General features: G+C 29.7%; 25 protein-coding genes and 1 tRNA gene. 4 read left to right on the forward strand and 22 right to left on the reverse strand.

All coding sequences use genetic code 11. The features are described 5' to 3' along the window. Positions 1–513, reverse strand: coding sequence for a histidine phosphatase family protein (locus OT390_RS05140; protein WP_002902307.1), 513 nt, complete (start codon positions 511–513; stop codon positions 1–3). Continuing rightward, positions 510–1,028: a rhomboid family intramembrane serine protease gene (locus OT390_RS05145; RefSeq protein WP_002853058.1), complete on the reverse strand. Its 519-nt coding sequence runs from the start codon at positions 1,026–1,028 to the stop codon at positions 510–512. Before OT390_RS05145 ends, OT390_RS05140 begins: the two co-directional genes overlap by 4 nt. A gap of 98 nt (positions 1,029–1,126) precedes the next feature. On the opposite strand from OT390_RS05145, the gene OT390_RS05150 reads away from it, so the two are divergent. Then, positions 1,127–1,543: a PepSY-like domain-containing protein gene (locus tag OT390_RS05150; protein WP_002853001.1), complete on the forward strand. Its 417-nt coding sequence runs from the start codon at positions 1,127–1,129 to the stop codon at positions 1,541–1,543. Between the two features lie 7 nt (positions 1,544–1,550). Here OT390_RS05150 and OT390_RS05155 read toward each other — a convergent pair whose 3' ends face one another. The 5 genes from OT390_RS05155 to OT390_RS05175 are packed head-to-tail and all read right to left on the reverse strand — an operon-like array spanning position 1,551 to position 8,487. After that, a complete protein-coding gene (locus OT390_RS05155; RefSeq protein ID WP_032587278.1) occupies positions 1,551–3,167 on the reverse strand; it encodes an AAA family ATPase in 1,617 nt (538 codons plus the stop codon). Positions 3,168–3,170: 3 nt separating this feature from the next. After that, a complete protein-coding gene (gene mtaB / locus OT390_RS05160) occupies positions 3,171–4,421 on the reverse strand; it encodes a tRNA (N(6)-L-threonylcarbamoyladenosine(37)-C(2))-methylthiotransferase MtaB (RefSeq protein ID WP_002858158.1) in 1,251 nt (416 codons plus the stop codon). Next, entirely contained in the window at positions 4,418–5,989 is a 1,572-nt protein-coding gene (locus tag OT390_RS05165) for a mechanosensitive ion channel family protein (protein ID WP_002867924.1), read from the reverse strand. Before OT390_RS05165 ends, mtaB begins: the two co-directional genes overlap by 4 nt. Then, positions 5,986–7,041 carry a 3-dehydroquinate synthase gene (gene aroB / locus OT390_RS05170; protein ID WP_002852978.1) on the reverse strand — a complete coding sequence of 352 codons (1,056 nt, stop codon included), beginning with the start codon at positions 7,039–7,041 and terminating at the stop codon, positions 5,986–5,988. The genes OT390_RS05165 and aroB overlap by 4 nt, the downstream gene beginning before the upstream one ends. Positions 7,042–7,086: 45 nt before the next feature. Continuing rightward, a complete protein-coding gene (locus tag OT390_RS05175; protein ID WP_002908687.1) occupies positions 7,087–8,487 on the reverse strand; it encodes a COG3400 family protein in 1,401 nt (466 codons plus the stop codon). 29 nt (positions 8,488–8,516) lie between these two features. Between OT390_RS05175 and tgt the strand changes: the two genes are divergently transcribed. The 3 genes from tgt (at position 8,517) to OT390_RS05190 (ending at position 10,536) form a co-directional block, all read left to right on the forward strand. Next, on the forward strand, positions 8,517–9,638 hold the full coding sequence (gene tgt, locus OT390_RS05180; RefSeq protein ID WP_052800218.1) for a tRNA guanosine(34) transglycosylase Tgt: 1,122 nt from the start codon (positions 8,517–8,519) through the stop codon (positions 9,636–9,638). A 1-nt stretch (position 9,639) separates the two neighbouring features. Continuing rightward, the gene (locus tag OT390_RS05185; RefSeq protein WP_002912988.1) at positions 9,640–10,407 is read left to right on the forward strand and encodes a magnesium transporter CorA family protein; all 768 of its coding nucleotides are present in this window, start codon (positions 9,640–9,642) and stop codon (positions 10,405–10,407) included. 52 nt (positions 10,408–10,459) lie between these two features. After that, positions 10,460–10,536: transfer RNA gene (locus OT390_RS05190), tRNA-Arg, on the forward strand. A gap of 2 nt (positions 10,537–10,538) precedes the next feature. Here the strand turns inward: OT390_RS05190 and OT390_RS05195 are convergent. The 15 genes from OT390_RS05195 to flgP are packed head-to-tail and all read right to left on the reverse strand — an operon-like array spanning position 10,539 to position 24,491. After that, positions 10,539–10,988: a hypothetical protein gene (locus OT390_RS05195; RefSeq protein ID WP_014517258.1), complete on the reverse strand. Its 450-nt coding sequence runs from the start codon at positions 10,986–10,988 to the stop codon at positions 10,539–10,541. Positions 10,989–11,003: 15 nt separating this feature from the next. Next, positions 11,004–14,249, reverse strand: coding sequence for a cytochrome c biogenesis protein (gene ccsA, locus OT390_RS05200; RefSeq protein ID WP_032586352.1), 3,246 nt, complete (start codon positions 14,247–14,249; stop codon positions 11,004–11,006). 17 nt (positions 14,250–14,266) lie between these two features. Further along, entirely contained in the window at positions 14,267–14,962 is a 696-nt protein-coding gene (locus tag OT390_RS05205; protein ID WP_032586351.1) for an ABC transporter ATP-binding protein, read from the reverse strand. Then, a complete protein-coding gene (locus OT390_RS05210; protein WP_032586350.1) occupies positions 14,949–15,719 on the reverse strand; it encodes an ABC transporter ATP-binding protein in 771 nt (256 codons plus the stop codon). The genes OT390_RS05205 and OT390_RS05210 overlap by 14 nt, the downstream gene beginning before the upstream one ends. Further along, a complete protein-coding gene (locus OT390_RS05215) occupies positions 15,716–16,768 on the reverse strand; it encodes a branched-chain amino acid ABC transporter permease (RefSeq protein WP_002934947.1) in 1,053 nt (350 codons plus the stop codon). The genes OT390_RS05210 and OT390_RS05215 overlap by 4 nt, the downstream gene beginning before the upstream one ends. Beyond that, complete coding sequence (locus tag OT390_RS05220; protein WP_002852952.1) at positions 16,768–17,664, reverse strand: branched-chain amino acid ABC transporter permease; 897 nt, start codon at positions 17,662–17,664, stop codon at positions 16,768–16,770. Before OT390_RS05220 ends, OT390_RS05215 begins: the two co-directional genes overlap by 1 nt. 18 nt (positions 17,665–17,682) lie before the next feature. Next, positions 17,683–18,792, reverse strand: coding sequence for an ABC transporter substrate-binding protein (locus OT390_RS05225; protein ID WP_002853905.1), 1,110 nt, complete (start codon positions 18,790–18,792; stop codon positions 17,683–17,685). Positions 18,793–18,813: 21 nt separating this feature from the next. After that, on the reverse strand, positions 18,814–19,929 hold the full coding sequence (locus OT390_RS05230) for an ABC transporter substrate-binding protein (RefSeq protein WP_002934949.1): 1,116 nt from the start codon (positions 19,927–19,929) through the stop codon (positions 18,814–18,816). A gap of 30 nt (positions 19,930–19,959) precedes the next feature. Beyond that, positions 19,960–20,394: a c-type cytochrome gene (locus OT390_RS05235; RefSeq protein WP_002853050.1), complete on the reverse strand. Its 435-nt coding sequence runs from the start codon at positions 20,392–20,394 to the stop codon at positions 19,960–19,962. Between the two features lie 8 nt (positions 20,395–20,402). Next, positions 20,403–20,594, reverse strand: coding sequence for a mini-MOMP protein (locus OT390_RS05240; protein ID WP_002853004.1), 192 nt, complete (start codon positions 20,592–20,594; stop codon positions 20,403–20,405). A 52-nt stretch (positions 20,595–20,646) separates the two neighbouring features. Further along, complete coding sequence (locus OT390_RS05245; protein WP_002852919.1) at positions 20,647–21,153, reverse strand: YqhA family protein; 507 nt, start codon at positions 21,151–21,153, stop codon at positions 20,647–20,649. 8 nt (positions 21,154–21,161) lie between these two features. Next, complete coding sequence (locus OT390_RS05250) at positions 21,162–22,193, reverse strand: aspartate-semialdehyde dehydrogenase (RefSeq protein WP_002859182.1); 1,032 nt, start codon at positions 22,191–22,193, stop codon at positions 21,162–21,164. Further along, positions 22,193–23,494, reverse strand: coding sequence for a fla regulon two-component system response regulator (gene flgR, locus OT390_RS05255; RefSeq protein ID WP_002867162.1), 1,302 nt, complete (start codon positions 23,492–23,494; stop codon positions 22,193–22,195). The genes OT390_RS05250 and flgR overlap by 1 nt, the downstream gene beginning before the upstream one ends. Positions 23,495–23,550: 56 nt before the next feature. Further along, positions 23,551–24,000, reverse strand: coding sequence for a flagellar assembly protein FlgQ (gene flgQ / locus OT390_RS05260; RefSeq protein ID WP_002852929.1), 450 nt, complete (start codon positions 23,998–24,000; stop codon positions 23,551–23,553). Next, positions 23,976–24,491: a flagellar assembly lipoprotein FlgP gene (gene flgP / locus OT390_RS05265; RefSeq protein WP_002859181.1), complete on the reverse strand. Its 516-nt coding sequence runs from the start codon at positions 24,489–24,491 to the stop codon at positions 23,976–23,978. Before flgP ends, flgQ begins: the two co-directional genes overlap by 25 nt. Between the last annotated feature and the right edge of the window lie 13 nt (positions 24,492–24,504).

The following is a 24,504-nucleotide window of genomic DNA, read 5'->3' on the forward strand; positions in this document are numbered from 1 at the left end:
CTAAAAACCCAGATCTTTTTCTTCTTTTAACTTGCGTACATGTTCAAAAAAAACTAATTTTCCGCTATGTTTTTTTAAATTTTTAAATTCCTTAATATCAAATTCTAAACACAAGATAGAAGAAGTTGGAAAAGAAGCTAAACATAGCGAACTTAATAACTCTCCAAGCTCCATTAAACTAGGATTATGACCCACTAAAAATACTTCATTAAACTCATCATCAATATTTTGCAGAATTTTTAGCAAATTTTCAACATTGCAAAGATACAATCTTTCATCAAAACAAATTCTATTTTTATCAAAATTATAAAATTTGGCTATTTTTTTCGCTGTTTTAGCGGTTCTAACAGCAGGACTTGATAGCACCAAATCAGGATGAATTTCATGCGAAGCAAGATTTTTAAAAAGTTTTTTTAAATCTTCCTTTCCACTCTTAGTAAGTTTTCTTTCAAAATCATCGATGTCTTCACTCTTACTTGCTTTTGCATGTCTTATAATATAAATTTTTTTCATTTTACCTCTTTTATTTTAGCTAAAATATAACCACACATAAACCCGAAAATATGACCATACCAAGCAACATTTACCCCCATAAGCAATGGCACAAAACTCATAAGTAAAATTGCCACTATAAGTCCTTTTGTGCTATTTTTATCAATAACAGCATAAAAGCCCATTAAAACACAAATTGCACCACTAGCGCCTATGACATTTATATTTTCTCCAAAATATTTAAAATCAAAATACACATAAAAAACACTTAAAAGTGAGCACAACAATCCGCCAATAAAATAAATAAAAATAAAACACAAAGCACCCAAATAAGTTTCTAACATACGCCCAAATTGAAACAAAACTATCATATTTAATATAAGATGAGTTAAATTTCCATGTAAAAACATTGAACTTAAAAGCTGCCAATAAGCTCCATTAAAAAATAAAATATTCAAACCAAGGATATTGTAATAATCATAAGAAATCAAAAAATAACATAAAATATTTAAAAAAATTAAAAAAATTGTAAGCAAAATATAAAACCTTTATTTTTTATAATATTGTCTTAAAATTCACATAAAATTCACATAAATTCTTTACAATTTTACTAAAAAATAATTTAGGAAAAATATTGAAAATTAAATTTTTAAATATTATTACTATTTTAAGTTTATCTTTAAATGCTGATATAATAATTTCTGCTGATAATTTACCAAATGTTTCTAAAGAATTTTTACAACATAATTTCAAAGCGCCTATAGGGATCGTGCAAAAAGACAAAAATTCCTATGAAGTCTATCTTAGCGATGGAACAGAGCTTGAATTTGATATAGATGGAGCTTGGAAGGAAATTGAAAATAAAGCCTTTCCTTTTGATCTAGATTTTTTACCTCAAAATTTAGCCAATATCATCAAAAACGAATTTCCAAATACAAAAGCTAGAGAAATTGAAAGAAAAATCAACCATTATAAGATTAAACTTGATAACGATATAAAAATTCTTATAGATTTTAATGGAACTATCTTATATAAAGAATTTGATGATTAAAATATAATCAAACCTGCATTATATCTTTAACATCGTCATATTCTATCTTTTCTTTTTCAAGCAAAAGCTCTGATAATTTTAAAATTTTATCCTTCATAGAATTTAAAAATTCATCCATTTCTTTTTTTTGTTCACTTAAATTTGACTCTTCCAACATATCAAAACTCAACATATAATCAAGCAATTCTTTAATCTTTAAAAAATCATCTTGCGAGTTAGTATAACTTTCATTGTAAATTAATTTCATAGCTCTAGAACCAGCCAAATAAACTTTTATACGATTGATAAGCTCCGATTTTGATCTTATATTATGCTCATATTCTTTAAAACGATCTTCAATGAGAGTTATTTTATCAAATCCTATGTCAAGATAATACGCACTCAAAGCTTTTGCAGCTTGATAAGTGGCTTGAATTTTCTTCTCTTCATTATTAAAACTTAAAATCTTTTTCTTACCTAAAAGAACTTTATTTAATACAGCATAAAAATCGCTTTCCTCGACTAAAGCACTATTTCTTCTTAAAGCATTAATTGCTGCTTCATTGACCAAAGTTTCAAGCCCTGCTCCACTAAAACCTACGCTTGCTTTAGCGATTTTATTTAAATTGATATTATTGTTTTTATCTTTCATATAAATTTCTAAAATTTTAAGTCTATCCTTAAAATCAGGCAAAGATAAAAAAATTCTCCTATCAAAACGCCCCGAACGCAATAAAGCAGGATCCATAAGTTCGATTTTATTTGTCGCAGCTATAACTATAACCCCGCTATTGTCCTCAAAACCATCCATTTGAGTTAAAAGTTGATTTAAAGTGCTATCTCTTTCAACATTTGACATTTCTCCTCTTGCCTTACCTACGGCATCTATTTCATCAATAAAAACTATGCTAGGCGCCATCATTTTAGCTTTTGAAAAAAGCTCTCTAACTCTTTTTGCACCCATACCTACATAAATTTCAACAAAACTTGAACCACTTTGATAAAAAAATGGCACCCCTGCTTCTCCTGCAACTGCTTTTGCTATCAATGTTTTTCCTACACCAGGTGGGCCTACCATTAAAACACCTTTTGGCATTTTTACACCAAATTCTTTATATTTTTTAGGATTTTGTAAAAAATCCACAAGTTCGCTTAGCTCCATTTTAACTTCATCAACACCTGCTACATCATTAAAAGTAATATTTGAAATCACAGGTTTTATATGGGAACTTTCTAAATTTATATTTGAATTTTGAGCTTGAGTGTGATTTTGATTCTTATTTGATATTGGATATTTAGCCAACTCTTTTTTACGAGCAAAATAACCAAGACTTATAAAAAGTGCGATAATAAAAATAAGTAAAACAAAAAACACCCAAAGTGTATTATCTTTTTTAACCTCTACGGGAACTTTTGATAAAAGTGTTTTTATATCTATGCCATCTTTTATAATTACGTAATTTTCACCTTCTGCCTTAAGCCAAATTTCGTCTTTATCAATCACAGCTTTTTGGATTAAATTTTGGCTTAATAGCCTTTGATAAAGATTTTCATCTATATATTTAGGTTCATTTTTAAAATATAAAATTCCCAAAAGCATACATAAAACCATAAAAGATGCTAAAATTATCTTTTTATTTTTCATTATCTAGCCTTTTAAATTTGTAAAGTTAGACTTTTCTTGTACTTCATATTCAGATATAACGATCCATTCTTTAGCTATATCTTTATCACTTTTAATTTTGATCTTATTAAAAAACTGATCATAACCCTCAAAAAAACCATCTTTTTGATTTTCTACCAAAACTTCAAGTGAAACTTGATTTTTTTTCCTAAATTCATAATTATTTTTTTCTACTATGGATTTTAAAGTGTTTAGCCTTTCTTTAGCTAAAGTTCCATTTATCACATCTTTCATGGTAGCAGAATGCGTGTTGTTTCTAGGGCTAAAAATAAAAGCATGGATATGAGTGAGTGGAAATTCTTTAAAATTTCTTAAAGCTTCTTGCCATAGCTCTTCACTCTCGCCTGGATGAGCTACTATAAAATCCGTCCCTAAAGCATATCCTTTGCTTGCTATAGTATTAAAAAGCTTTAAATCATTATCCGTATGTGATCTTCTTCTCATTATACGAAGCATTTTTTCACTTGTATGTTGCAATGCAATATGTAAATGCCTTTCAAGCCAAGCTTCATCTAAGATTTCTAAAAAACTTTCATCAAGCTGTGCAGGTTCTAAACTACCTAACCTTATGCGTTTTATACCTAAAATTTGTCCCATTTTTTGCAAAAGCTTGCCTAGGGTTGTGCCATTTTTAAGCCCATATGAACCTATATTAGTCCCTGTTAAAACAATTTCACTATAACCATTAGCTCCCAAAATTTCAACCTGTTTTAAAAGAGCTTTTTCATCCACGCTTCTTGATTTTCCCCTCACGCTAGGAATAATACAATAAGAACAAGCAAAATCACAACCTTCTTGAATTTTCACAAAAGCTTTGGTATGATTTTCATACTCACAAACTATATCTTTATCAATAAAATTTAAATTTCCAAGTTCATAAAAACTTGTCTTTGCTCCTAAAAATTCATTGATTTTATCTTTATTTGACGCTCCAAGCACTCCAAAAACTTGCTTTTTATCTAAAAGCTCCTTACCTTTGCTTACAGCACCACAACCTGTAAGTATAACTTTAATGCCTTTTTTTTGCATGGTATTTACATAAGACTTTATTCCGCTATCAGCTCCATTTGTAACCGTGCAAGAATTTACAACGATAATTTGTGCTTTATTCTCATCATTTATAATCTCATAATCTTTTACATAACTTTTTAAAAGCTCTGTATCATAAATATTTGTGCGACATCCAAAGGTTTTAAAAAAAACTTTTTCTTTCAATCCTTATTCCTTGCATGAAAATACATATTTTCATGATGTTGTTCAAAATGATTTTGATTTAAATTTCCTAAATATAAATTTTGCGATGGATAAGCAATTTTTATATCTTTATGCTTATTAAATTCTTTTATAATCTCTTTGCTAATCGTACTTCTTAATACCAAAGCCGCATAAGCATTAGTCATATACCATGCAGAAATTCGCATTCCCCAATGTTCAAAAAACATAAAAAACCTTGGCTCCACTTTAGGATTTTTAATACTATATTCATGTTGCAAACGAGCTATATTTTTTCTAGCAAGCTCAGTATAACCTTTGGCATGGCGTGTAACAATATTTTCCACAATTTCTTGAGCTTTGTCAAGATTGCTATCAAAAGTAACACTTATATCAATGCCATCAAGCACGGTTTTCATACCATGATGAGTATAATTAGCAAGCAAATTTGTAAAAACATAGTTATTAGGAATAAATATAATACGTCCACTACGACGATTTTTACTATAAGTTTCAAGCGTAAGTTCTTCATAAAGAGTAACGCGTAAAAAAGAAATATCTATAATATCTCCTATATAGGTAGTATCATTTTGAAAAACTTTTACACGATCCCCTACTCTAAAACTTCCGCCAAAAATAATCACACACCATCCAAGCATAGACATAAACATATCTTTCATAGCAATAGCTAAGCCTGCAGAAGCAAAACCAAGTATAGTTACAAGATAAGTAATATTTTCTATATAAGCAAAGAGCAAAATAAGAAAAATAATATTTATATTAATAAAATTAATAATCTTCGTAGCAGTATAATATCTTTCACTATCTTTAATGTATTTTTTAGCAATAAATTTCAACATAAAAGCTATAGCTATAACAATAACAATAGCAACAAGTATATTTACAGCCCTTAAGCTTTGAACTTTAATCTCAGCACTTACTCGAGAAAGCTCTTCATCAATTTTTTTCTCATAAACAGAATAAGAAACACTAGCAAAATTTAAAGCTTGCTCAAATTCTTCCAGCTTTTTATCCGAAGCTTTTAAAGCTTCTATATTCTCAACACTTGGTTTAAGCTCAACTAATTCCTTAAGTTCTGAATTTTTTTCCCTGATTTTATCTACTAAATTTTTAAAATCATTAAATTTAAATATATACTCTTCCTTTTCTCCTTTTAATTTCTTAATATGAGAAAAAGCTCCTATAATAGCCAAAGGATTAGTAAGCTTAGATAAAGTTTCTATATTATCAGGGGCACTAAGACTTTGTGCAAAATTTAAATCTTTATATTCTTTAAGCAAGTTCAATTGCTCTTCTAAATTTGCTATCTTGCGTTTAAGTTCTTCTTGTTGGTGAATATCGGAAGTCTTTTTTAAATTAAGATTTAAAATGATTAATTCATCATTTATATCTTGATATTTTATAAAATTTTCATAACGTATATTCCAAATACTAGCACTGATTACAGTATTTAAAGTATTAATTTTCTCATTTATATTATTAATAATAGTCCGATTTACATCACCAAAAGCAAAAACAACAAAAAAGGTTAAAATAATAATTTTTTTCATTGGAATTCTCTTAAAGTTGCAATTATATCTTCTTTAGAAATATCACCTTTTATCAAACCCTTACCCAAAGGACTAGCAAGAACAAAATTGATTTTTTTATTAGAGCTTTTTTTATCCATGAAAAAAGCTTCATAAAATTCATCTACATTGTTGATTTTATATGATATTGGCAAACCGAATTTAAGTAAAATATCTTTTATTCTTTGACTTTGCATTTTATCCAAAAGCCCTAAATTTAAAGCCAATTGATTTGCCATAACCATACCTATAGCCACCGCTTCTCCGTGTAAATAAAGCTTATAATCTGTAAAATTTTCTATAACATGAGCAAAAGTATGACCATAATTTAAAAGCATTCTAAGCCTTGATTCTTTTTCATCTTGTTCAACAACCCTTGATTTAAGCTCTATGCTTTTTGCTATAATTTGAGTAAAAATTTCATTCTCACAAGTAGCATTTAAGAAACTTTTTTCATCAATTTTTTCTATAAAATCAAGTATACTATAATCAAACATTGCTGCCATTTTAATAAATTCAGCCATGCCTGCAGCAAGTTCTCTAGAGCTCAAAGTCTTTAAAAAAAAACTCTCACAATATACAGCTTTAGGTTGATAAAAAGTGCCAATAAGATTTTTACCAAAATTATTATTAACACCTGTTTTTCCACCTACTGCTGCATCAACACAAGCTAAAAGTGTAGTAGGAATATTTATAAAATCAATACCTCTTTGATAAATACTAGCAGCAAATCCGCCCATATCACTAATCACGCCACCACCAAAACTTATAAGTACGCTTTTTCTATCCAATTTAGAATTAAACATTTGGTTTAAAATTTCTTCCATGGTGCTTAAATTTTTATATTCTTCACCATCTTTTACAGTGGCAATAAAAATTTCTTTTGCCTTAATTTTAGAAAGTAATGTTTTCAAATGAAGACCTGAAATCTTAGGATTTGAAAGTATAAAAACCTTACTATCAAATTCTAATTCTTCAAGTTCATCAATATAAACCTTATAAGCATTTTCTTTTAACTTAACTTCTACTTGCATTGAACTACTCTTTTTGCATTTATTTTATCACATTTAATTAATTATTTATTCTACTGGTATGAAAAGTTGGTAATTTTGTCTCATTTTGTAATAATGCCTATTTAAATTTGTACTTAAATTTCTGGCAAAATCTCTATTTAGTAATTCTTTTTGAAAACTCACAAATTGTAACAAATCTTCGCGATATTGCAAATTTAAAAGAGGGTTTTCATCATTTTTATTAATAATTTGTATATTTTTATCATAAAGCTTAGATAAACTTCTAAAATACTCCTCCATATCTGTAGTATTTTGAGAATTTGGATTATAATAATATAAAATAACTCCAAAATCAAGCTGTTTACTTAAATCAGTAATGACATTTGCATTGTTTTCAAGTTCACTCTCATCAGCACTTAAAATAATCGCTTCTTTAAGCTCATCAAAAGAAGCTTCGCCCACCTTCATAATAGGAATTTTTAAATCAAAAAAAGCTTGTTTTTCTTTCTCAAAATTTTTTATATCAGTTACAACTAATCCTATATCATTATTTTGCAACCACATGGAAATTTGTTTAAAATCCGTGTTGAAATAATCAAAAAACACACCTTCTTTATCCTCAGAAAGTTTTTTTAATTTTTCATACATTACCCCTAATTTAGGATTGATAACATGTATAAAAAATCTTTTTGCATTGCTTTTTTGAGTTAATTTTAAAGTAGTATCAAGCACTCTTTCTTGCATATTTTGATTCATATTTTTCATATCAATTAAAGCAAAAACATTACTTCCAAAAGGCATAGGAAATTGCCCTGCTTTGCCTCTTATATTATGAAAAATACTTTGTAAAACAACAGGATCTCCAACGATCAAAATGCTATCATTTGGCTCTAAAACAAAAGATGGTTTTACAAAATAAATCTTAGAATTTCTATAAATAAGGACTATGCGCCACCTTTTTTGTTGTATTGAACTTATGTGCCTATAAGCAAAAATAGACCCTGCTGGAATTTTTACTTCCATAATCTCTCCAACCCCAAGTCCTATATACTGAGCTGTTAAAGCAATATCTGGTAAAAAATCCATAAATCTACGGCTTAAAGTCATTCTAGCATCAGCTAAATTTGCATGAGTATCATTAACACTTAACCCCCAAAAATCCATTATTTCTATTTCTAAATTTGGATTTAAAGAACGCAAAGCCTCATAACTTTTTTTAGTTTCAAATTCATCTTGCATATAAATAAAAGCCTGTTTAAAATCTTTACTTATAATATTTTCAAGACGCGCTGTGCTTGTAGGATCAAAATAATGCAAGTCAATATACTCACTAGAAATATTTAAGTTATTTTTTTCACTATTTTGACACACTACTGTAAAAAAGTAACCTAAGCCTTTTTCAAAACAAAGCCTTTCTAAGAAATGCTTTGCTAAAATACCATCTATTATAATTAAAATATTATTCATTTTAAACTCCAAAAAGGAAATTATAACAAATGGAATTTAAATTAAAGCATAAAGATGGAATGGCAAGGGTTTGTGAAATCACTACCGCACACAGCACTTTTTTAACCCCTGTTTTTATGCCTGTTGGCACAGTAGGAGCGGTTAAAAGTCTTGATGCTAATGATATGAAAAATGAGCTTGATGCAAAAATTATTTTAGCAAATACCTATCACATGTACTTGCGTCCAACTTCCAAAGTAGTAAAAGATTTTGGAGGTTTACATGGATTTACGAAATTTGATAGAAGTTTTTTAACCGATAGTGGTGGTTTTCAAGCTTTTTCTTTAAGTAAAAATTCCAAACATTTTAATGAAGGCATAGAATTTAAAAGTCACATTGATGGAAGTCGTCATCTTTTTACTCCAAAAAGTGTTTTAGATACTCAATATGATTTTAATTCTGATATTATGATGATTTTAGATGATTTAGTAGCCCTACCCGCAACCAAAGAAAGAGTTAAAATTTCTGTTGATCGCACTATACTTTGGGCAAAAGAGGCTATTACTTATCATAAAAATATGCAAAATAAAGGTATAGGTATAGGGCAAAATATTTTTGGTATTATCCAAGGTGGTACAGATTATGAAGAAAGAAAGCGTTGCACTTTAAGTTTAAATGAAATGCCATTTGATGGTTTAGCTATAGGTGGGCTTAGCGTGGGCGAAGAAAACGCCTTGATGTACGAAACAGTCCAAAACTTAAACCCTTATTTAGATGAAAATCGTCCAAGATATTTAATGGGCGTAGGAACGCCTGAAGATTTAGTAGAAAATGTTGAGCGAGGAGTAGATATGTTTGACTGTGTGATGCCAACTAGAAATGCAAGAAATGGAACATTTTTCACAAGTTTTGGAAAATTTAATATCAAAAAAGCAGAATTTATCAACGATCATGAAGTTATAGATCCTACTTGCTCATGTTATACTTGTCGTAATTTTTCAAGGGGTTATTTAAACCATCTTTTTAAAGCTAAAGAACTTACTTTTTTTCGTTTGGCAAGTCTGCACAATCTACATTATTATCTTGAACTTGCAAGAAAGATGCGTGAAGCAATTTTGAACAATTCTTTTACGCAATTTAAAAGAAATTTTTATCACTTAAGAGGCAAATAAAATGCTAGAACTACACGAAAATCTAAAAAAAATCCTACAAGCAAAGAATTTAGAAACTTTTTATAGTGAAATTTATGGACAAAAAATTTTTGTTTATGTGGGATTAAATTTGGAAACTTGGCTTTTTAACGATGAAAAAATTTATAAACTTCAAGATGGAGAATTTAAGCTTTCTAGCATAGAAGAATTTTCAAATTTTATTAAATCCATTTTAGAAGATTTTAAAGTACAAAATACTCATTTTCAAAACCTTTTAGAACACAAAGAAGGTATTATCTTAAAAGGTGGTTTTGTTAAAAATTTTTACAAAAAATCCTTTGTGTTAAGACAAAAAATCAACAAAAATCTAAAGCAAATTAATCTTCTAAGCGAAGCTTTCAATCTTTTGCTTAGTGAACAAGCACAATATAAAAAACATTTAAAAATTTTAAATTTATCCATCAGCATCTTAAGTAAAAACACCAAAGAACATCTAGCAAGAGTTGATACTCTTTATACATTAACAAATGCAATTAAAAATGAAAAAATGAATAAAAGTATTTATCTTTTAAGTATACTTTCTTCTATTTTCTTGCCTTTAAATTTGATCGTAGGATTTTTTGGAATGAATACTAATAATCTTTTTTTCAAAGATAGCCCTTATGGTACACTTTATATTTTTTCTTTGATTTGCTGTATTTTGATTGTAGGTTTTATATTTTATTATTCAAAAAAGACTAAAGAATTTGATTTAGATGAAGGTAAAAAAGCTAAAAAACAAACAAAATAAGCAAAATTTTGCTTATTTTAAGAATATTTATATATAATTTTGACTTATTTTTGCGCTCATAGCTCAGCTGGATAGAGCATTTGATTGCGGTTCAAAAGGCCAGAGGTTCGAATCCTCTTGAGCGCACCATATTATTTATCTTCTTTAATTTTTCTTTTAGCTAATCCCATATGCTCGTAAGCATCAATTTCTTTTTTGTAAGATCCAGAAATTTTCTTAAGTTCTTTATTTAAGTAACTTACTGTTTGTGCACTTGCATTAATATTTGCAGCCAAAGCAGAAACAAATTCTAGTTTCTTTTTTGCTGCTTCATCTAATTCTTTAGAAGTTTTTGAACCAAGTTTATGTGTCTGCACATAAAGTTTGGCAAGTTCTTTTAATTCAATATCCGTTAGTTTAACATCGGAAGCAGCAATTATCATTTTATCTAAGTCTGTATCAAATTTTTTAGTCTTTTCAGCTACATGCTGCTTTTGGCTAGTTTTTTGCTTTTTAATTGTTTTTTTGCCATCACTTGTAATAAGATAAGCAATCACGCCTAAAAACAATAAAAGCGCTAAAGCAGCACAAAAAATAACCAAAAAAATATGGTTCATTTAAAGTTTGCCCACAAAATTTCGCTTCCTTCTTGCAAAAAAAGCTAAAACCACCATCAATGCAAATCCCCAATAAACATAATTAGGAATTTGAGCCGCTTCGCCTGCAGCGTAAGAATGAAGTCCTGTTAAAAAGTAATTTACTCCAAAATAAGTCATAATAATAACCCAATAAGCAAACATACTCCATAAAGCAAACACAAATTGATTACAATATTTTGGAATCATTCTAAGATGCAAAATTGCTGCATAAACCAAAATGCTAACTAAAGCCCAAGTTTCCTTAGAATCCCAACTCCAATATCTCCCCCAACTTTCATTTGCCCAAATTGCTCCTAAAAAATTTCCTACAGTAAGCAAACAAAGTCCAAAAATCATTGCCATTTCATTAATTCTTGTAGCCTCTGTAATATTTCTCAAAATATTAAGATTATATTTTCCATCTTTCTTAAGAAAACACATTAAGAACAATGTAAAGATACCAAGTAAGGCACAAAGTCCTAAAAATCCATAACTAGCAGTAATAACAGATACATGAATACTAAGCCAATAAGAATTAAGCACAGGAACAAGATTTGTAATTTGTGGATTCATTTCGCTTAAATGCGCAACCATTAATACAACACCAGATAAAATAGAAGTTAATGACAAGGCTATAGGACTTTTTCTGGAGAAAAATATACCCGACAAAGACAATGCCCAAGCTATATACACCATACTTTCATAGCCATTACTCCATGGAGCATGACCTGATAAATAAGCACGAAGTCCAAGACCTACTGTATGAATTACAAAAGCTAAAACATTTAAAACATATACCACTTTAAATATAAAAGAGATTTTTAAATTCGGTACGACCATTTTAGAAAAAACAAGAATCAAGAGTAAAAAACCCGCAATTAAATATACAGGAGCGAGTTTAACGAAAATTTCAGCCTTATTAGAAAAAATTTCCATTTCAACCTTGGTTTTACTAGGCATGACTTTATATCCTATTTTTTCTTGATATTCTTTGATAAATTTCAAGCCTTCATCAGCTCTAGTCCAATTACCATCTTTAAAAGCATTTTCCACGGCACTAAAATAATTCTGTATTAAAGCCAAAACAATATGCCCTTCATCCCCCTTAAGAGTAGTTACAGCAGAAAAAGGTGCAAGCCAAACATTATTTGGATTATTTTGAACAGGAATAAATTTAAATAATTCACCACTAAAAACTAAATTTACAACATTAGCTCTTTCATCTAGTTTTATAATTTCCTTATCAAAAACTCCTCTTGCATTTGGGTTTTTACGATTTGCATTTTCAACATATTTTTGAAGTTTATATCGGTTATTCTCATCAAAGAAATCTTTATAAGAAATATATTTAGCACTAGGAATTTCTAAAATATTTGCAATAGCATCACGAACTGCTTGATTTTGTGGCATTAAAATAAAAGGTTCCATTTGCCATTTATCTACATCAACGAGCATGGAAAGCATAACAGCGTTAGAATTTTGACCCTTATAGCTATCACTTTGATGAATTTTTTCTAAAATTTCTCTTGATAGCGTATCAAAAGGCACCATTCTTCCATCTGCTGATTTTTGAACTATTAAAGTGGCAAGAGCTTTAGCATGATTAGTATTTACCATAGGTAAGGTCGAATTTAAATCTTGAGCAAAAGTCTTTTCAGAACCAAAAGATAACAATAAAATAAAAATAATCACACTTGTATGTTTTAAAGTGTCTTTATTAATCAATCTTGCCAAAGTTCTAAATCTAGAATGTGGATTTAAAAAATTCATAAACATTCCAAGACAAAGCAAAAAATAACCTATATAAGTTGGTATTTTGCCTGGATCTTTATTTACAGATAAAACAGTCCCTTTTTCATCTTGATCATAAGAACTTTGATAAAATCTATAGCCATCATAATCTAAAACATTATTCATAAAAATTCTATAATCAAAATTTTCATTATTATTTTTTACGGTAATTTCACTTGCATAAGAAGCTGGAGACATAGAACCTGGATAACGATCTAATACAAAATCTCTTAAATAAATATCAAAAGGCAATTGTTCATAAGAAAGTGCCCAAGAAATAAAGAATTTTTGACCTGCAAGTTCTATCATAATAGGTTTATTATATTCAAAAATATAAAATTCTTTATTTTCATTTTTATAGCTTAATTCTAATTTCAAAGCATTAGAGCCAGTTAATTCTAAGTTTTTATTCTCATTACTTAAGGCAAAATCTTTAAAATGCAATAATAAAGAATTTTTCCAATTTTGAGGCTCGCCAAAAGTAGAAATCAACATAGTTCTACCCACTTCTAACCAAGCAGATTTAAACCATAACCAAAAACTTTCATCTTGAGGTCTATTGGAACCTTCTAAAGCTTCTTGCGCGTGCAAAGAAGCAGCTTTAACTACAAAGCTGATATCATTAATTTCATAGAGTCTTCTTTCCTTAGCATTTGCCTTTTCTCCAATTTTAAGGTCTAAATTTTGTCCATCTAGCATACTTAGAAAATGTAAGTTTTCACTTGAACTTAAAGTTAAATTTTCATCAATTTTTACAAAAGGTGCTTTAACATTATCATTCATAAAAGCAAAGCTAACCCCTTCTATATTCTTAACTTCACCTTTTTCAAATTTAACATCAACACCTTGAGATCCTTTTTGAGAAAGCATCAAAACCAATAAAGGATCAGAATTATTATTTTCTTTATAAGTATAATGAGCATTTAAGATTAAATCTTTATATTTTAATACAGCTTGATCATCACCTAAATTAAGTTTTAGTTTAAAAGAATTAGCAAAAGGCAAATTTCCTATATAACGATCATTAACCGCACTATAGCGTTCTCCATCTTTTATAGCAGAAATACGCAAAGAAGTCTTAGAACTTTCTATAAGTGAATTTTGAGTATGCTCTCTAATAGGTAAAATACCTTCAAAACCAGCATATCTTGTCATTGCAGAACCCACTAAAATAAATAAAAAAGAAATATGAAAAATCATTAAAGGTAATTTTTTAAGCCCAAACATTTTATAACGAAACATCCCGCATAGTAAATTAATACCAAGTAAAAGTTGTATATATTCAAACCAAAAAGTATCATAAACCATTGCCCAAGCCGTAGGAGTTCCATAAGCACTTTCAATAAAAGTTGCCAAAGCACAAAAAAGCGCAAAAAGCAAAAACAATACAACCGAAACTCTTAAATCCCCTATGCTTTTTATTATATTTTTCATTCTTTTTCCTTTAAATTTTAAAGCCCTAAATATTTCTTTCTAATCTCATCATCACCTATTAAATTTTTAGCCTCGTTTTTCATTACAATATGACCATTTTCCAAAACATAAGCATAATCGCTTATTTTTAATGCAGAATAAGCATTTTGCTCTACCAAAAGAATAGTTATACCCTCCTCTTTTAAACGCACAATAATATCAAAAACTTCACCCACAATCTTTGGAGCAAGTCCCAAAGAAGGCTCATCCAACATCAAAAGTTTTGGTTCGCTCATTAAAGCCCTTGAAATCGCAAGCATTTGCGCTTCCCCTCCACTCAATGTTCCAGCTAAAGCATGCTTTTTACTTGCAAGTCTTGGAAAAAGTTTATACATTTGCTCTCTTAAATGCTCATAATTTTCAGCATTATTAAAAGCACCTATTTTTAAATTTTCCTCTACGCTTAAATTAATAAAAACACGCCTTCCTTCAGGAACTAAAGCTATACCTTTTTGAACTAAAGTATGAGTTAAATGCCTTTTAGTATCATAACCTAAGAAATTAACCTCACCGGTTCTTTTAACTGAATTTAAAAGCGCATTTAAAGTTGAAGTTTTACCCGCTCCATTTGAACCTATAAGAGAAACAATATGACTTGTTTCCACTTTAAAATCAATCCCTTTAACAGCTTCAATTAATCCATAATAAACATGCAAATCTTTAACTATTAGCATCAAAATCCCCTAAATACGCAGCAATTACTTCTTTATGATTTACAGCATCGCAAAGTTTACCTTCAAAAATTGTTTTTCCATAATCAAGTACCAATACGCGATCACACATTTTATTTACAAATTTCATATCATGCTCTATAAGCAAAACGCTAATTTTATAATCTTTTCGTAATTTAAAAATGAGCTCAGCAAGTTCATCACTCTCAGAGCTATTCATCCCAGCGGCTGGCTCATCAAGCAATAATAATCTTGGTTGAGTAGCCATTGCTCTTGCAATCTCAACTTTTCTTTGTTGTCCATAACTCAAGCTAGTAGCCTTTTCATAGGCAAATTCTGCAATACCAAGTTCTTCTAATATTGCATAAGCCTTCTCTTTAAATACTTGTTCTATTTTTCCAAAACGCCCTAAATGCAAAAAGGCTTCAAAAATATTATATTTCATTTGTTTATTAAAACCAATAAGAACATTTTCAAGCACATTCATGCTTGAAAAAAGCCTAATATTTTGAAATGTTCTAGCTATTCCTAAATGCACAATCTTATGAGGTTTTAAGTGATCAATTCTTTCTCCTAGAAATTCAACCGAACCTGAACTAGGTTTATAGTTACCTGTTATAATATTAAAAAGAGTTGTTTTGCCAGCCCCATTAGGTCCAATTAAAGCAAAAATTTCACCCTCATTGATTTTAAAAGAAGTTTCATTAATAGCCTTAACACTACCAAAACTTTTTGAAATTTGTTTTAATTCCAAAATCATTTTTTGCTCCTTTTAAAACGCTTTTTAATCCCTCTAATCACATCACTCAACTCATAATAACCCATTATGCCTTTTCTTGCAAAAAGCATTACTAAAATCAGAACAATAGAAAAAACAACCATTCTAAGCCCTGGCGTTGATTGGATATAAAGATTTAAAGAATCTATTTTTATATTTAACTCATCTAAAAATCTAAGCCACTCACTTCCACCAATAACCAATATCGCACCTATAATAGCACCTGTAGTAGAACCAAGTCCACCTAAAACAATAATAATCAAAAGCTGAAAAGTAAGTAAAAAATCAAATTGAGTTGGAGATACGGTAGTCAACAGACAAGCTAAAAGTCCGCCACCTACACCTTCTAAAAATGCTGAAGTGCTAAAAGCTAAAGTTTTTATCCAAAAAGTATTTATTCCCATAGCGCTTGCAGCATCTTCATCATCTCTTATAGCCTTCATTGCACGACCATATTTAGAATAAACTATATTTAAAATTAAAATAACCGCTACAATAGCAATACCACCTGTCCAATAGATCGTGGAAAATTGTGGAATATCTACCAGCCCTCTTGAGCCATTAGTAATAGAAGGAAAATTAATAGCAGCTATTTTAATAATTATTCCAAAGCCTAAAGTTACAATAGCCAAATAATCCCCTCTCACGCGAAATACAGCAAAAGCCAAAATCAGGGCAAGTAAAGATGAACAAATTCCAGCCACAATTAAAGCTAGAATAAAGGAATTTGAATGGATAGCTAAAATAAAAGAACTAGGACCATCTAAAAAAAACTGATCATTTTTTGCATCAGCACTTAAAAGAACTAAAGCAGCCGCATAAGCTCCAATCGCAACAAATCCATTGGGTTCTAGTGAAAATTGTCCAGTTACACCATTAATAAGATTGTAACTCACAGCCAAAATAATAAAAATAGCAATTTGATTAACAATGTTTAATCCATAATCCCCAAAAATATAAGGAGAAATGAAAATAAAAATAATTGAAGCAATTAAAAAGATTAAATGTAAAACCTTAATTCTAACCATCATCAAAACCTACTCTTTTCAAAATTTATACCTAAAATTCCCGTAGGCCTAAATAACAATATAAACACCAAAAAAATAAAAGCAAATGCATCTTTAAAGCCTGATAAATCTGGAAAAAAAGCCACAACAACAACTTCAGTAAATCCTATAATAAGTCCACCCAAAACTGCACCTACCACAGAACCTATACCTCCTAAAACTGCAGCAGCAAAAGCTTTCAAACCTATTAAAGTTCCCATAGTAGGTTCAACAGAGTAATAATTTGCAGCCCAAAAAACACCCCCAACTGCTGCCAAAGCTGAACCTAGGGCAAAAACTATAGCAATAATACGATTTGCATCTATACCCATTAAATTTACTGTTTGTATATCAAATGCCAAAGCACGAATAGCTATACCATATTTGCTTTTATACAAAATCCATAACACTGCTATTAAAATAACAAATGTAAGAGCAGGAACCATTAAAGAACCATAAGTTGTTATCACTCCACCAAAATTAACACTTTCCTCAAAATAACTTGGCGGTGTAAAAGTTCTAGGTGTTGAAGTAAAAAGCATATTAAAAAGATTTTGCAAGAAAAAACTAATACCGATTGCTGTAATCAACAATGAAATTCTAGGAGCCTGTCTTAAAGGTTTATAAGCGATTCTATCTGTAGCTATTCCAACACAAGCAGCAAAAATCATTGCTAAAGACAAAGCTCCTAGAAAAGGAACATTTAGATTAGTCATGCAAAAAAGAGCCGCATAAGCACCAACCATCATAATATCGCCGTGAGCAAAATTAATAAGTCTTAACACGCCATAAACCATAGTATAGCCAACAGCAATAAGGGCATACATACTGCCCAAACTAAGTCCATTAACAAGTTGTTGTAAAAATAAAGTAGAATCCATAATCTTTCTATTTTTCCTTTAAGGATTGATAATATCTTTATAATTTTGCTTCTGATTTTTAATTTCTTTAACCACTACAGAACGAGTTGCATTTCCTGTTTGATCAATACTGATAACACCAGAAACACCTTGATAATTTTTAGTTTGGTGAATTTTTTCATTGACACACTTACTAGTAAGATTTTCAACGCAAGCATTCATAGCATTTAGCATTACAAAATACGCATCAGCACCCATAGCCGAAAAATTTGGAACTTCTTTTGTTCCTTTAGCTTTTTCATAAACACTGATAAATTCTTTGCTTAATTTTGTAGTTGGATTATTAGCATCAAAACTATCTGTGAAAATATAACCCTCGCTTGCATCTCCAGCTAAACTAATAAAAGTTTGATCAGCAACTCCATCTGCAGAACCCATAGGAATATTTAAACCTGCGAGTTTTGATTGTCTTGCAAATAAAGAAGCTTCGCTATAATAAAGCGGTAAAAAAATAAATTCTGGATTTAAACTTTTAACTTGAGCTACAATAGCTCTAAAATCTTTATCACCTGAATTAACTCTTAAAATTCTAAGAATTTGACCACCATTAGACTTGTACTGTTTTTCAAAAGCTTTTGCTAAACCTAAGGAATAGTCAGTGCTTTGATCTACTACAATAACAGCACTTTTGTAATTAAGTTTTGAAAAAACATATTTTGCTAAAGATGAACCTTGAAAACTGTCCATAAAACATACTCGAGAAGAATATATTTTTTTATCAAGCAATCTATCACCAGTTGCAGCAGGAGCGATCAATGGAATTTTATTATCTTCTGCTACGCGCATAACTTGCAATGTATTAGCAGTAACCATTTCCCCTATAAGACCTATAACTTTATCTTGAGAAACTAAACGATTTGCTCCACTCGAAGATTCTAATTTATCACCTTTAGTATCAATAATAGCAAGAGAAACCTTATCTCCATTACTTAAAGTTGATTGCATTGAATTTGCAAGTTTAATCCCTTCTAGTGCACTTTGTCCATATGCTGCAGTAGCTCCGCTAAGCGGTAAAACAACTCCTATTTTGACTTCCGCAGCACTTAAACTTAAACTTAGAATACTTGCTAAAATTAAACTTTTTTTCATTCTCTACCTTTATTTTAGTAATTATGGATTTATAATTGTTTTATAATTTTGTTTTTGATTTTGAATTTCTTTAATCACAACAGAACGAATAGCATTACCGCTTTCATCTATGCTAATCACACCACCAACAGCTTGAAAATCTTTAGTTTGATGAATTTTACTATTAATACATTCGCTGCTAAGATTATCAACGCAAGCATTCATAGCATTGAACATTACAAAATACGCATCAGCCCCCATAGCCGAAAATGCTGGAAGTTCTTTTGTTCCTTTCACTTTCTCATAAGCTACAACAAAATCTATTCCTAATTGTGTAGATGGATTGTTATAATCAAAACTATCAGTGAAAATTACTCCATTAACAGCACTTCCGCCAAGATCTATAAAAGTTTGATTATTAACACCATCTCCTGCTGCTAAAAGTTTATCAAAACCAACTTGTCTTGCTTGTCTCGCAATTAAAGCAGCTTCAGGATGATAAATAGGCATATAAACAAAATCAGGATTTAAACTCTTAAGTTGAGAAACTACAGCTCTAAAATCTTTATCTCCTGAATTAATAACAAGTTTTTTTATAATTTTCCCACCATTATTCTTAAAAGAATTTTCAAAAGCTCTTGCCAAACCTAAAGAATAAACATTGCTTTGATCTATGATGATAACAGCATTTTTAAGTCCTAAATCCTTAGATACATAAGTAGCAAATTTATCTCCTTGAAAACTATCTTTAAAACAAACTCTACTTGCATATTTCTTTTTATCTAGCAATTTATCTCCAGATGCCACTGGAGCTATTAGGGGAATTTTTTTCTCTTCTGCTATAGAAATAGCTTGAATGGTATTTGGAGTTGTAGCTTCACCAATAATCCCAAGGACTTTATCTGTTGCTATTAAACGATTAACTCCATTTGAAGTTTCAAGCTTATCTCCTTTTGTATCTATTGTGATAAGTTTAATAACATCTCCATTTGAAAGTTTTGGCTGTAGCTTATTAGCCAGTTCAATTCCGTTAAAAACATCTTGCCCATAAGCTGCCACAGTTCCAGTTAAAGGTAAAACTACTCCTATATTAATATCCTTAGCATATAAGCAATTTACCATAGTTAAAACACTTAAAGTTAAAGTTAGTTTTTTCATAGTATTCCTTTTAATTATAGTTTTTACATTTTATTTTAGAAATATATTATGTTTTGTTTTTTGCGCAGGTTCTTCTTCAAGAAGATCTTTTACTTGCAAATCAAGCGCAAAATTTCCACCTTTAATATAAGCAATAATATTATCTATATCCTCGTGGCTTAAATTTCTAGCATAAAAAGCCATTTGAGAAGCTGTTGTAGAACTGCTACTATCAAGAGTATAACCTATCAAAGCTCCTTTAATATCCTCAGGAGACATATCTTTTAAAATTCTAGATCCTATAACACTCTTTTCAGCATTATCTCCATGGCAAGTATTGCATTTATTTTGAAAATACAAAGCCTTCGCTTTTTCCATATCATATTGCTTATTTGCATCAAAGGTATAAGTAAAAAATGATTTCAAGTTAATACCAAAAAGCGCAACAACAAATATTGAACTAATAAACAACCAGCGTGCAATCATGATTTTCCTTATTTTATTGTAATTTCTGTTTGTGTTTTATTTTGATATCTATGTGTTTTTTTGTTGTATTTTTTTTCTTTTTTAATATCATAGCGATAACGAACAGTCCCTGAAACTTCTATATCTTTAAAGACTTCATCTAACGGAGCTGCAAAAACAAAATGATTTAAAATCATACCAATTAAAAATATTTTTTTCATTTTTATTCTTTAAACACAAAAAAACGATTATATCAAAAAAAGATAATCCTTGTTAATGACCACCTTTGTGTAAAAAATAAAGTCCTACACAAAGAGCTAAAATCGATCCAGCAAGAAAAGCCATATCCACAGGAGTAGCAAATTTCATCTGTAAAACCCTTTGAAAGAAATTTACCACTAAGACCATAATGATAACTTTTGCAAGCTTGTCTTTTAATTGATCTAAGCTATGCACCTCTAAAACCTTGCTTTGTTTTGTTTGTTTAAATTCTTCTATTTCGCTGATAAAAAGCTCATAAACTCCAAAAGAAAAAATAAACAAAACTAAAGCCATAAGATAAAGATCAACAGCTCCTATAATTAAAGCCACCACATCCTCATGCAAATCCACATTAGAACCTGCATCAAAAAAATAATTATAAGTATAAAATATAACTTTTAAAACATCATAACTTGCAATAAAAAACAATACAAAAGCTCCAATTAAACCAAAAATTACGGGTAAAATTGTAACAATACGACTTCTAACAAGTAAAGATTCAAATATTTTCTCTAACATTTTTTTCCTTATTTATTTTTTAATTCTAACCATTTTTGCGCAATACGCACAGCATTTGTTGCAGCACCTACACGAATTTGATCCGCCACACACCAAAGATGGAGTATTTTTTTATCATACACATCAGCACGAATTCTTCCTACATAAGTTTCATTAGTATCGCTAGTCATTAAGGGCATAGGGTATTTTTTATTTTTAGGATCATCTATGACAATAACACTTGGTGCTTTTTCTAAAATTTCTTTAGCTTTTTTTACATCTATTTCTTTTTCAAAATGCATAGTAATGGCTTCGCTATGACTTCTTAAAACAGGCACTCTTACACAAGTTGCCGAAACTTCTAAATTTTTATGTAAAATTTTTTGAGTTTCATTGACCATTTTAAGTTCTTCTTTAGTGTAATCATTATCCATAAAAACATCAATTTGTGGAATAAGATTAAGTGCCAAAGTATAAGGAAAAGTTTGAGGTTCAAATTCATCAAGTTTAAAAGCAAAAAAACTTTGCATGGCTTCAACCAATTCTTGCATTCCTTCTTTTCCTGCTCCACTTGCAGCCTGATAGGTACTTACATCAACACGCTTTAAATTAAATGCATCATTTAAAGGTTTTAAAACTTGCACCATTTGTATAGTAGAACAATTTGGATTAGCAATAATCCCTGTTTTTTTCCAATCTTTAATATCCTCAGGATTGCATTCAGGAACCACCAAAGGAACATCTTTTTCCATTCTAAAATGACTTGTATTATCAATTACAATAGCACCTGATTCTACTGCAAATTTAGCATATTTTTCACTCACACTTCCACCTGCGCTAAAAAAAGCAATATCAATAGGATTTTCTTTAAATACATTTTCGGTAAGTTCTTTGACTTTATAAGCTTTGCCTTTAAATTCTACTTCACTACCTACACTTTTTGCACTTGCTAAAGGTAAAATACTTTCCACTGGGAAATCAAGTTCATCTAAAACATTTAAAAGCTCTTCCCCAACCGCACCAGTAGCACCCACAATGGCTATTTTTTGTTTTTTTGACATTACTTATCCTTTATTTGATATTTTTTAATTTTTTCATTTAAAATTTTTATATCCATACCTAAAATTTGAGAAGCTTGATCCTTGTCATAATCTACACTTAAAAGAACTTCACAAATCAATTCTTTTTCTAAATTCTTTACATCTTTTTTTATACTTCTAGCTTCTAAGAACAAATCTTCACTTGAAATTTCATCATTTTCACTTAAAATACAAGCTCTTTGTACAACGGATATTAATTCTCTAATATTACCAGGAAAATCATATTCAAGTAAAGCATTTTTAGCTTCTTGACTGAGCTGTTTTTCCTTAAAATCATATTCTTTACAAGTATCTTCTAAAACCTTTTGAGCTATACCTAAAATTTCTTCTTTACGCTCTCTTAAAGGCGGGATATTAATAGGAACAGTGTTTAAACGATAATATAAATCTGAACGAAATTCGCCATTTTTTATTTTTTCATCCAAATTTGCATTAGTTGCACTGATAATTCTTACATCTATTTTGATGCTTTTTGTACTTCCAAGTCGCGTAATTTCTTTTTCTTGCAAAGCTCTTAAAAGTTTGGCTTGAATTTCATAAGGCATTTCGCCAATTTCATCTAAAAATAAAGTGCCCTCATTAGCCATTTCAAAAAGCCCTATTTTAGTTGCATTAGCATCAGTAAAAGCACCTTTTTCAAAACCAAAAAGCTCACTTTCAATCAAATTTGCAGGAATGGCTGCCATATTAATAGCAACAAAAGGCTTATTAGAGCGTTTAGAATGAGTGTGAATATAACGAGAAAATACCTCTTTTCCTACTCCACTCTCTCCAAAAAACATTACAGAGGCATCAGTTTTAGCCGCTTTTTGACTTAAATTTAATGTTTTTTCTAAATTAGGAGAAGTTGAAAAAAAATCTTTATTTTCTTCTTTTTTTTCATTTTTTTTGCTTTTTTTATCGGCTGTTTTTTCTCTTATGATTTTAGCACGCTTAATAGCCTCGACTAAAGTATCAACATCAAAAGGCTTGGTTAAAAAATCTTTTACTCCCAAACGAACCGCTTCTATAGCACGGCTTAAAGTAGCATTTCCTGTCATAATAATAAAATCATATTTATTTTCACAGGCTTTAACAAATTCTATACCATCAATTCCTGGCATATTAATATCTGTAATAATCAAATCTGTATTCTCATCTATTTTTTTTAAAGCTTCAGTAGCAGATTTATAAGATTTAATATTAAATTCTTCATACTCTGCTAATGCAATTTCTAAGGATTTGCGCATATTAATATCATCTTCTACTATGACTAAATTCATCCTAAGCCTTTTAAAAAATTTCTACTATAGTATCCAATTTGCGCTTAATTTTGAATTTACTTTTTTTTAAGATAATAAATTATCGCATTTTGTTCGCCAAATTCCACGGTAAAACGCAAGGGTAAAATTTTAACATAAGTTTCACTTTGAGCACGTAATAAGTCAGTATTAACAATATCCTTAACACTGATTCTAGCCCCTATAAAGCAATCGCTTAACTCATCTTTATGAGAATTTAAAAAATTAAATTTAATTGTTTTTGGCATATTATCATCAATCAATCCTAAAGAAGTTCGAGGTAAAACTTTTAAATCTTGATCACTATAAGAAATTTCACATACCCATTGTTCTTCAACATTTTCGCTTTGCGTCATTGCTAAGGATAAATTTTGATTTTGATGAAAGAGAATGAAATTTTTACTAGAAAGCTCTGCCCAAAAAATAAATTCATCTTGGGCAAAAAGCTTAAAGCTAAGAAAGATTAATAAGCAAACAATTCTTTCCACTTGTCTGCATCGATTTTAAGTTCTAAGTTTACCCTATAAAGCCCTTGATTAAAATTCTGATCAATAATACTTGCATTTTTTATCAAACCATTTACTTGCGCAGTAATAGTTGAACTTCTAAGCATTGCATCTTTTACGGTGTCTTTACCATTCACTTTCACACCATAAAGCTTACTTGCAAGCTGTCTGTAAGCATCTGTAATCGCTGCTCTTTTTGCTAAAGCTAGGGCTTGAGCAGTAGAAACTGTATTCATCGGAGCAATCCCTTCACCAACTGCTGTAAAACTAAGTTCCGTTTCGCTAGCATCTGGAGCCAACATTTTTTCTTCTCTGATAATATCACGCACATCATCTTTATCGACTTTTTGCACGATAACATCTTGAGATGGGGCAGTGCTATTTGCACTTGAATTTTTAGTTGCACTGTTTGCACTTGATACACAACCAGCGAAAATTCCTGCTATTGCTAGCATAAAATAAATTTTTTTCATTTTTACACCTTCA

This window comes from Campylobacter sp. CFSAN122748, assembly GCF_045277125.1.
GTDB lineage: Bacteria > Campylobacterota > Campylobacteria > Campylobacterales > Campylobacteraceae > Campylobacter_D > Campylobacter_D jejuni.

Coding starts and splice junctions, on each gene's coding strand:
- OT390_RS05175 (WP_002908687.1), bottom strand. CDS start 8,487: ATGAATAATATTTTAATTATAATAGATGGTATTTTAGCAAAGCATTTC.
- OT390_RS05165 (WP_002867924.1), bottom strand. CDS start 5,989: ATGAAAAAAATTATTATTTTAACCTTTTTTGTTGTTTTTGCTTTTGGT.
- OT390_RS05140 (WP_002902307.1), bottom strand. CDS start 513: ATGAAAAAAATTTATATTATAAGACATGCAAAAGCAAGTAAGAGTGAA.
- tgt (WP_052800218.1), top strand. CDS start 8,517: ATGGAATTTAAATTAAAGCATAAAGATGGAATGGCAAGGGTTTGTGAA.
- OT390_RS05185 (WP_002912988.1), top strand. CDS start 9,640: ATGCTAGAACTACACGAAAATCTAAAAAAAATCCTACAAGCAAAGAAT.
- OT390_RS05205 (WP_032586351.1), bottom strand. CDS start 14,962: ATGCTAATAGTTAAAGATTTGCATGTTTATTATGGATTAATTGAAGCT.
- OT390_RS05245 (WP_002852919.1), bottom strand. CDS start 21,153: ATGTTAGAGAAAATATTTGAATCTTTACTTGTTAGAAGTCGTATTGTT.
- aroB (WP_002852978.1), bottom strand. CDS start 7,041: ATGCAAGTAGAAGTTAAGTTAAAAGAAAATGCTTATAAGGTTTATATT.
- OT390_RS05235 (WP_002853050.1), bottom strand. CDS start 20,394: ATGATTGCACGCTGGTTGTTTATTAGTTCAATATTTGTTGTTGCGCTT.
- ccsA (WP_032586352.1), bottom strand. CDS start 14,249: ATGAAAAATATAATAAAAAGCATAGGGGATTTAAGAGTTTCGGTTGTA.
- OT390_RS05220 (WP_002852952.1), bottom strand. CDS start 17,664: ATGGATTCTACTTTATTTTTACAACAACTTGTTAATGGACTTAGTTTG.
- OT390_RS05215 (WP_002934947.1), bottom strand. CDS start 16,768: ATGATGGTTAGAATTAAGGTTTTACATTTAATCTTTTTAATTGCTTCA.
- OT390_RS05240 (WP_002853004.1), bottom strand. CDS start 20,594: ATGAAAAAAATATTTTTAATTGGTATGATTTTAAATCATTTTGTTTTT.
- OT390_RS05225 (WP_002853905.1), bottom strand. CDS start 18,792: ATGAAAAAAAGTTTAATTTTAGCAAGTATTCTAAGTTTAAGTTTAAGT.
- flgR (WP_002867162.1), bottom strand. CDS start 23,494: ATGAATTTAGTCATAGTAGAAGATGATATTAATATGCGCAAATCCTTA.
- OT390_RS05230 (WP_002934949.1), bottom strand. CDS start 19,929: ATGAAAAAACTAACTTTAACTTTAAGTGTTTTAACTATGGTAAATTGC.
- flgP (WP_002859181.1), bottom strand. CDS start 24,491: ATGAAAAAAATTTATTTTATGCTAGCAATAGCAGGAATTTTCGCTGGT.
- OT390_RS05250 (WP_002859182.1), bottom strand. CDS start 22,193: ATGTCAAAAAAACAAAAAATAGCCATTGTGGGTGCTACTGGTGCGGTT.
- OT390_RS05210 (WP_032586350.1), bottom strand. CDS start 15,719: ATGATTTTGGAATTAAAACAAATTTCAAAAAGTTTTGGTAGTGTTAAG.
- OT390_RS05155 (WP_032587278.1), bottom strand. CDS start 3,167: ATGAAAAATAAAAAGATAATTTTAGCATCTTTTATGGTTTTATGTATG.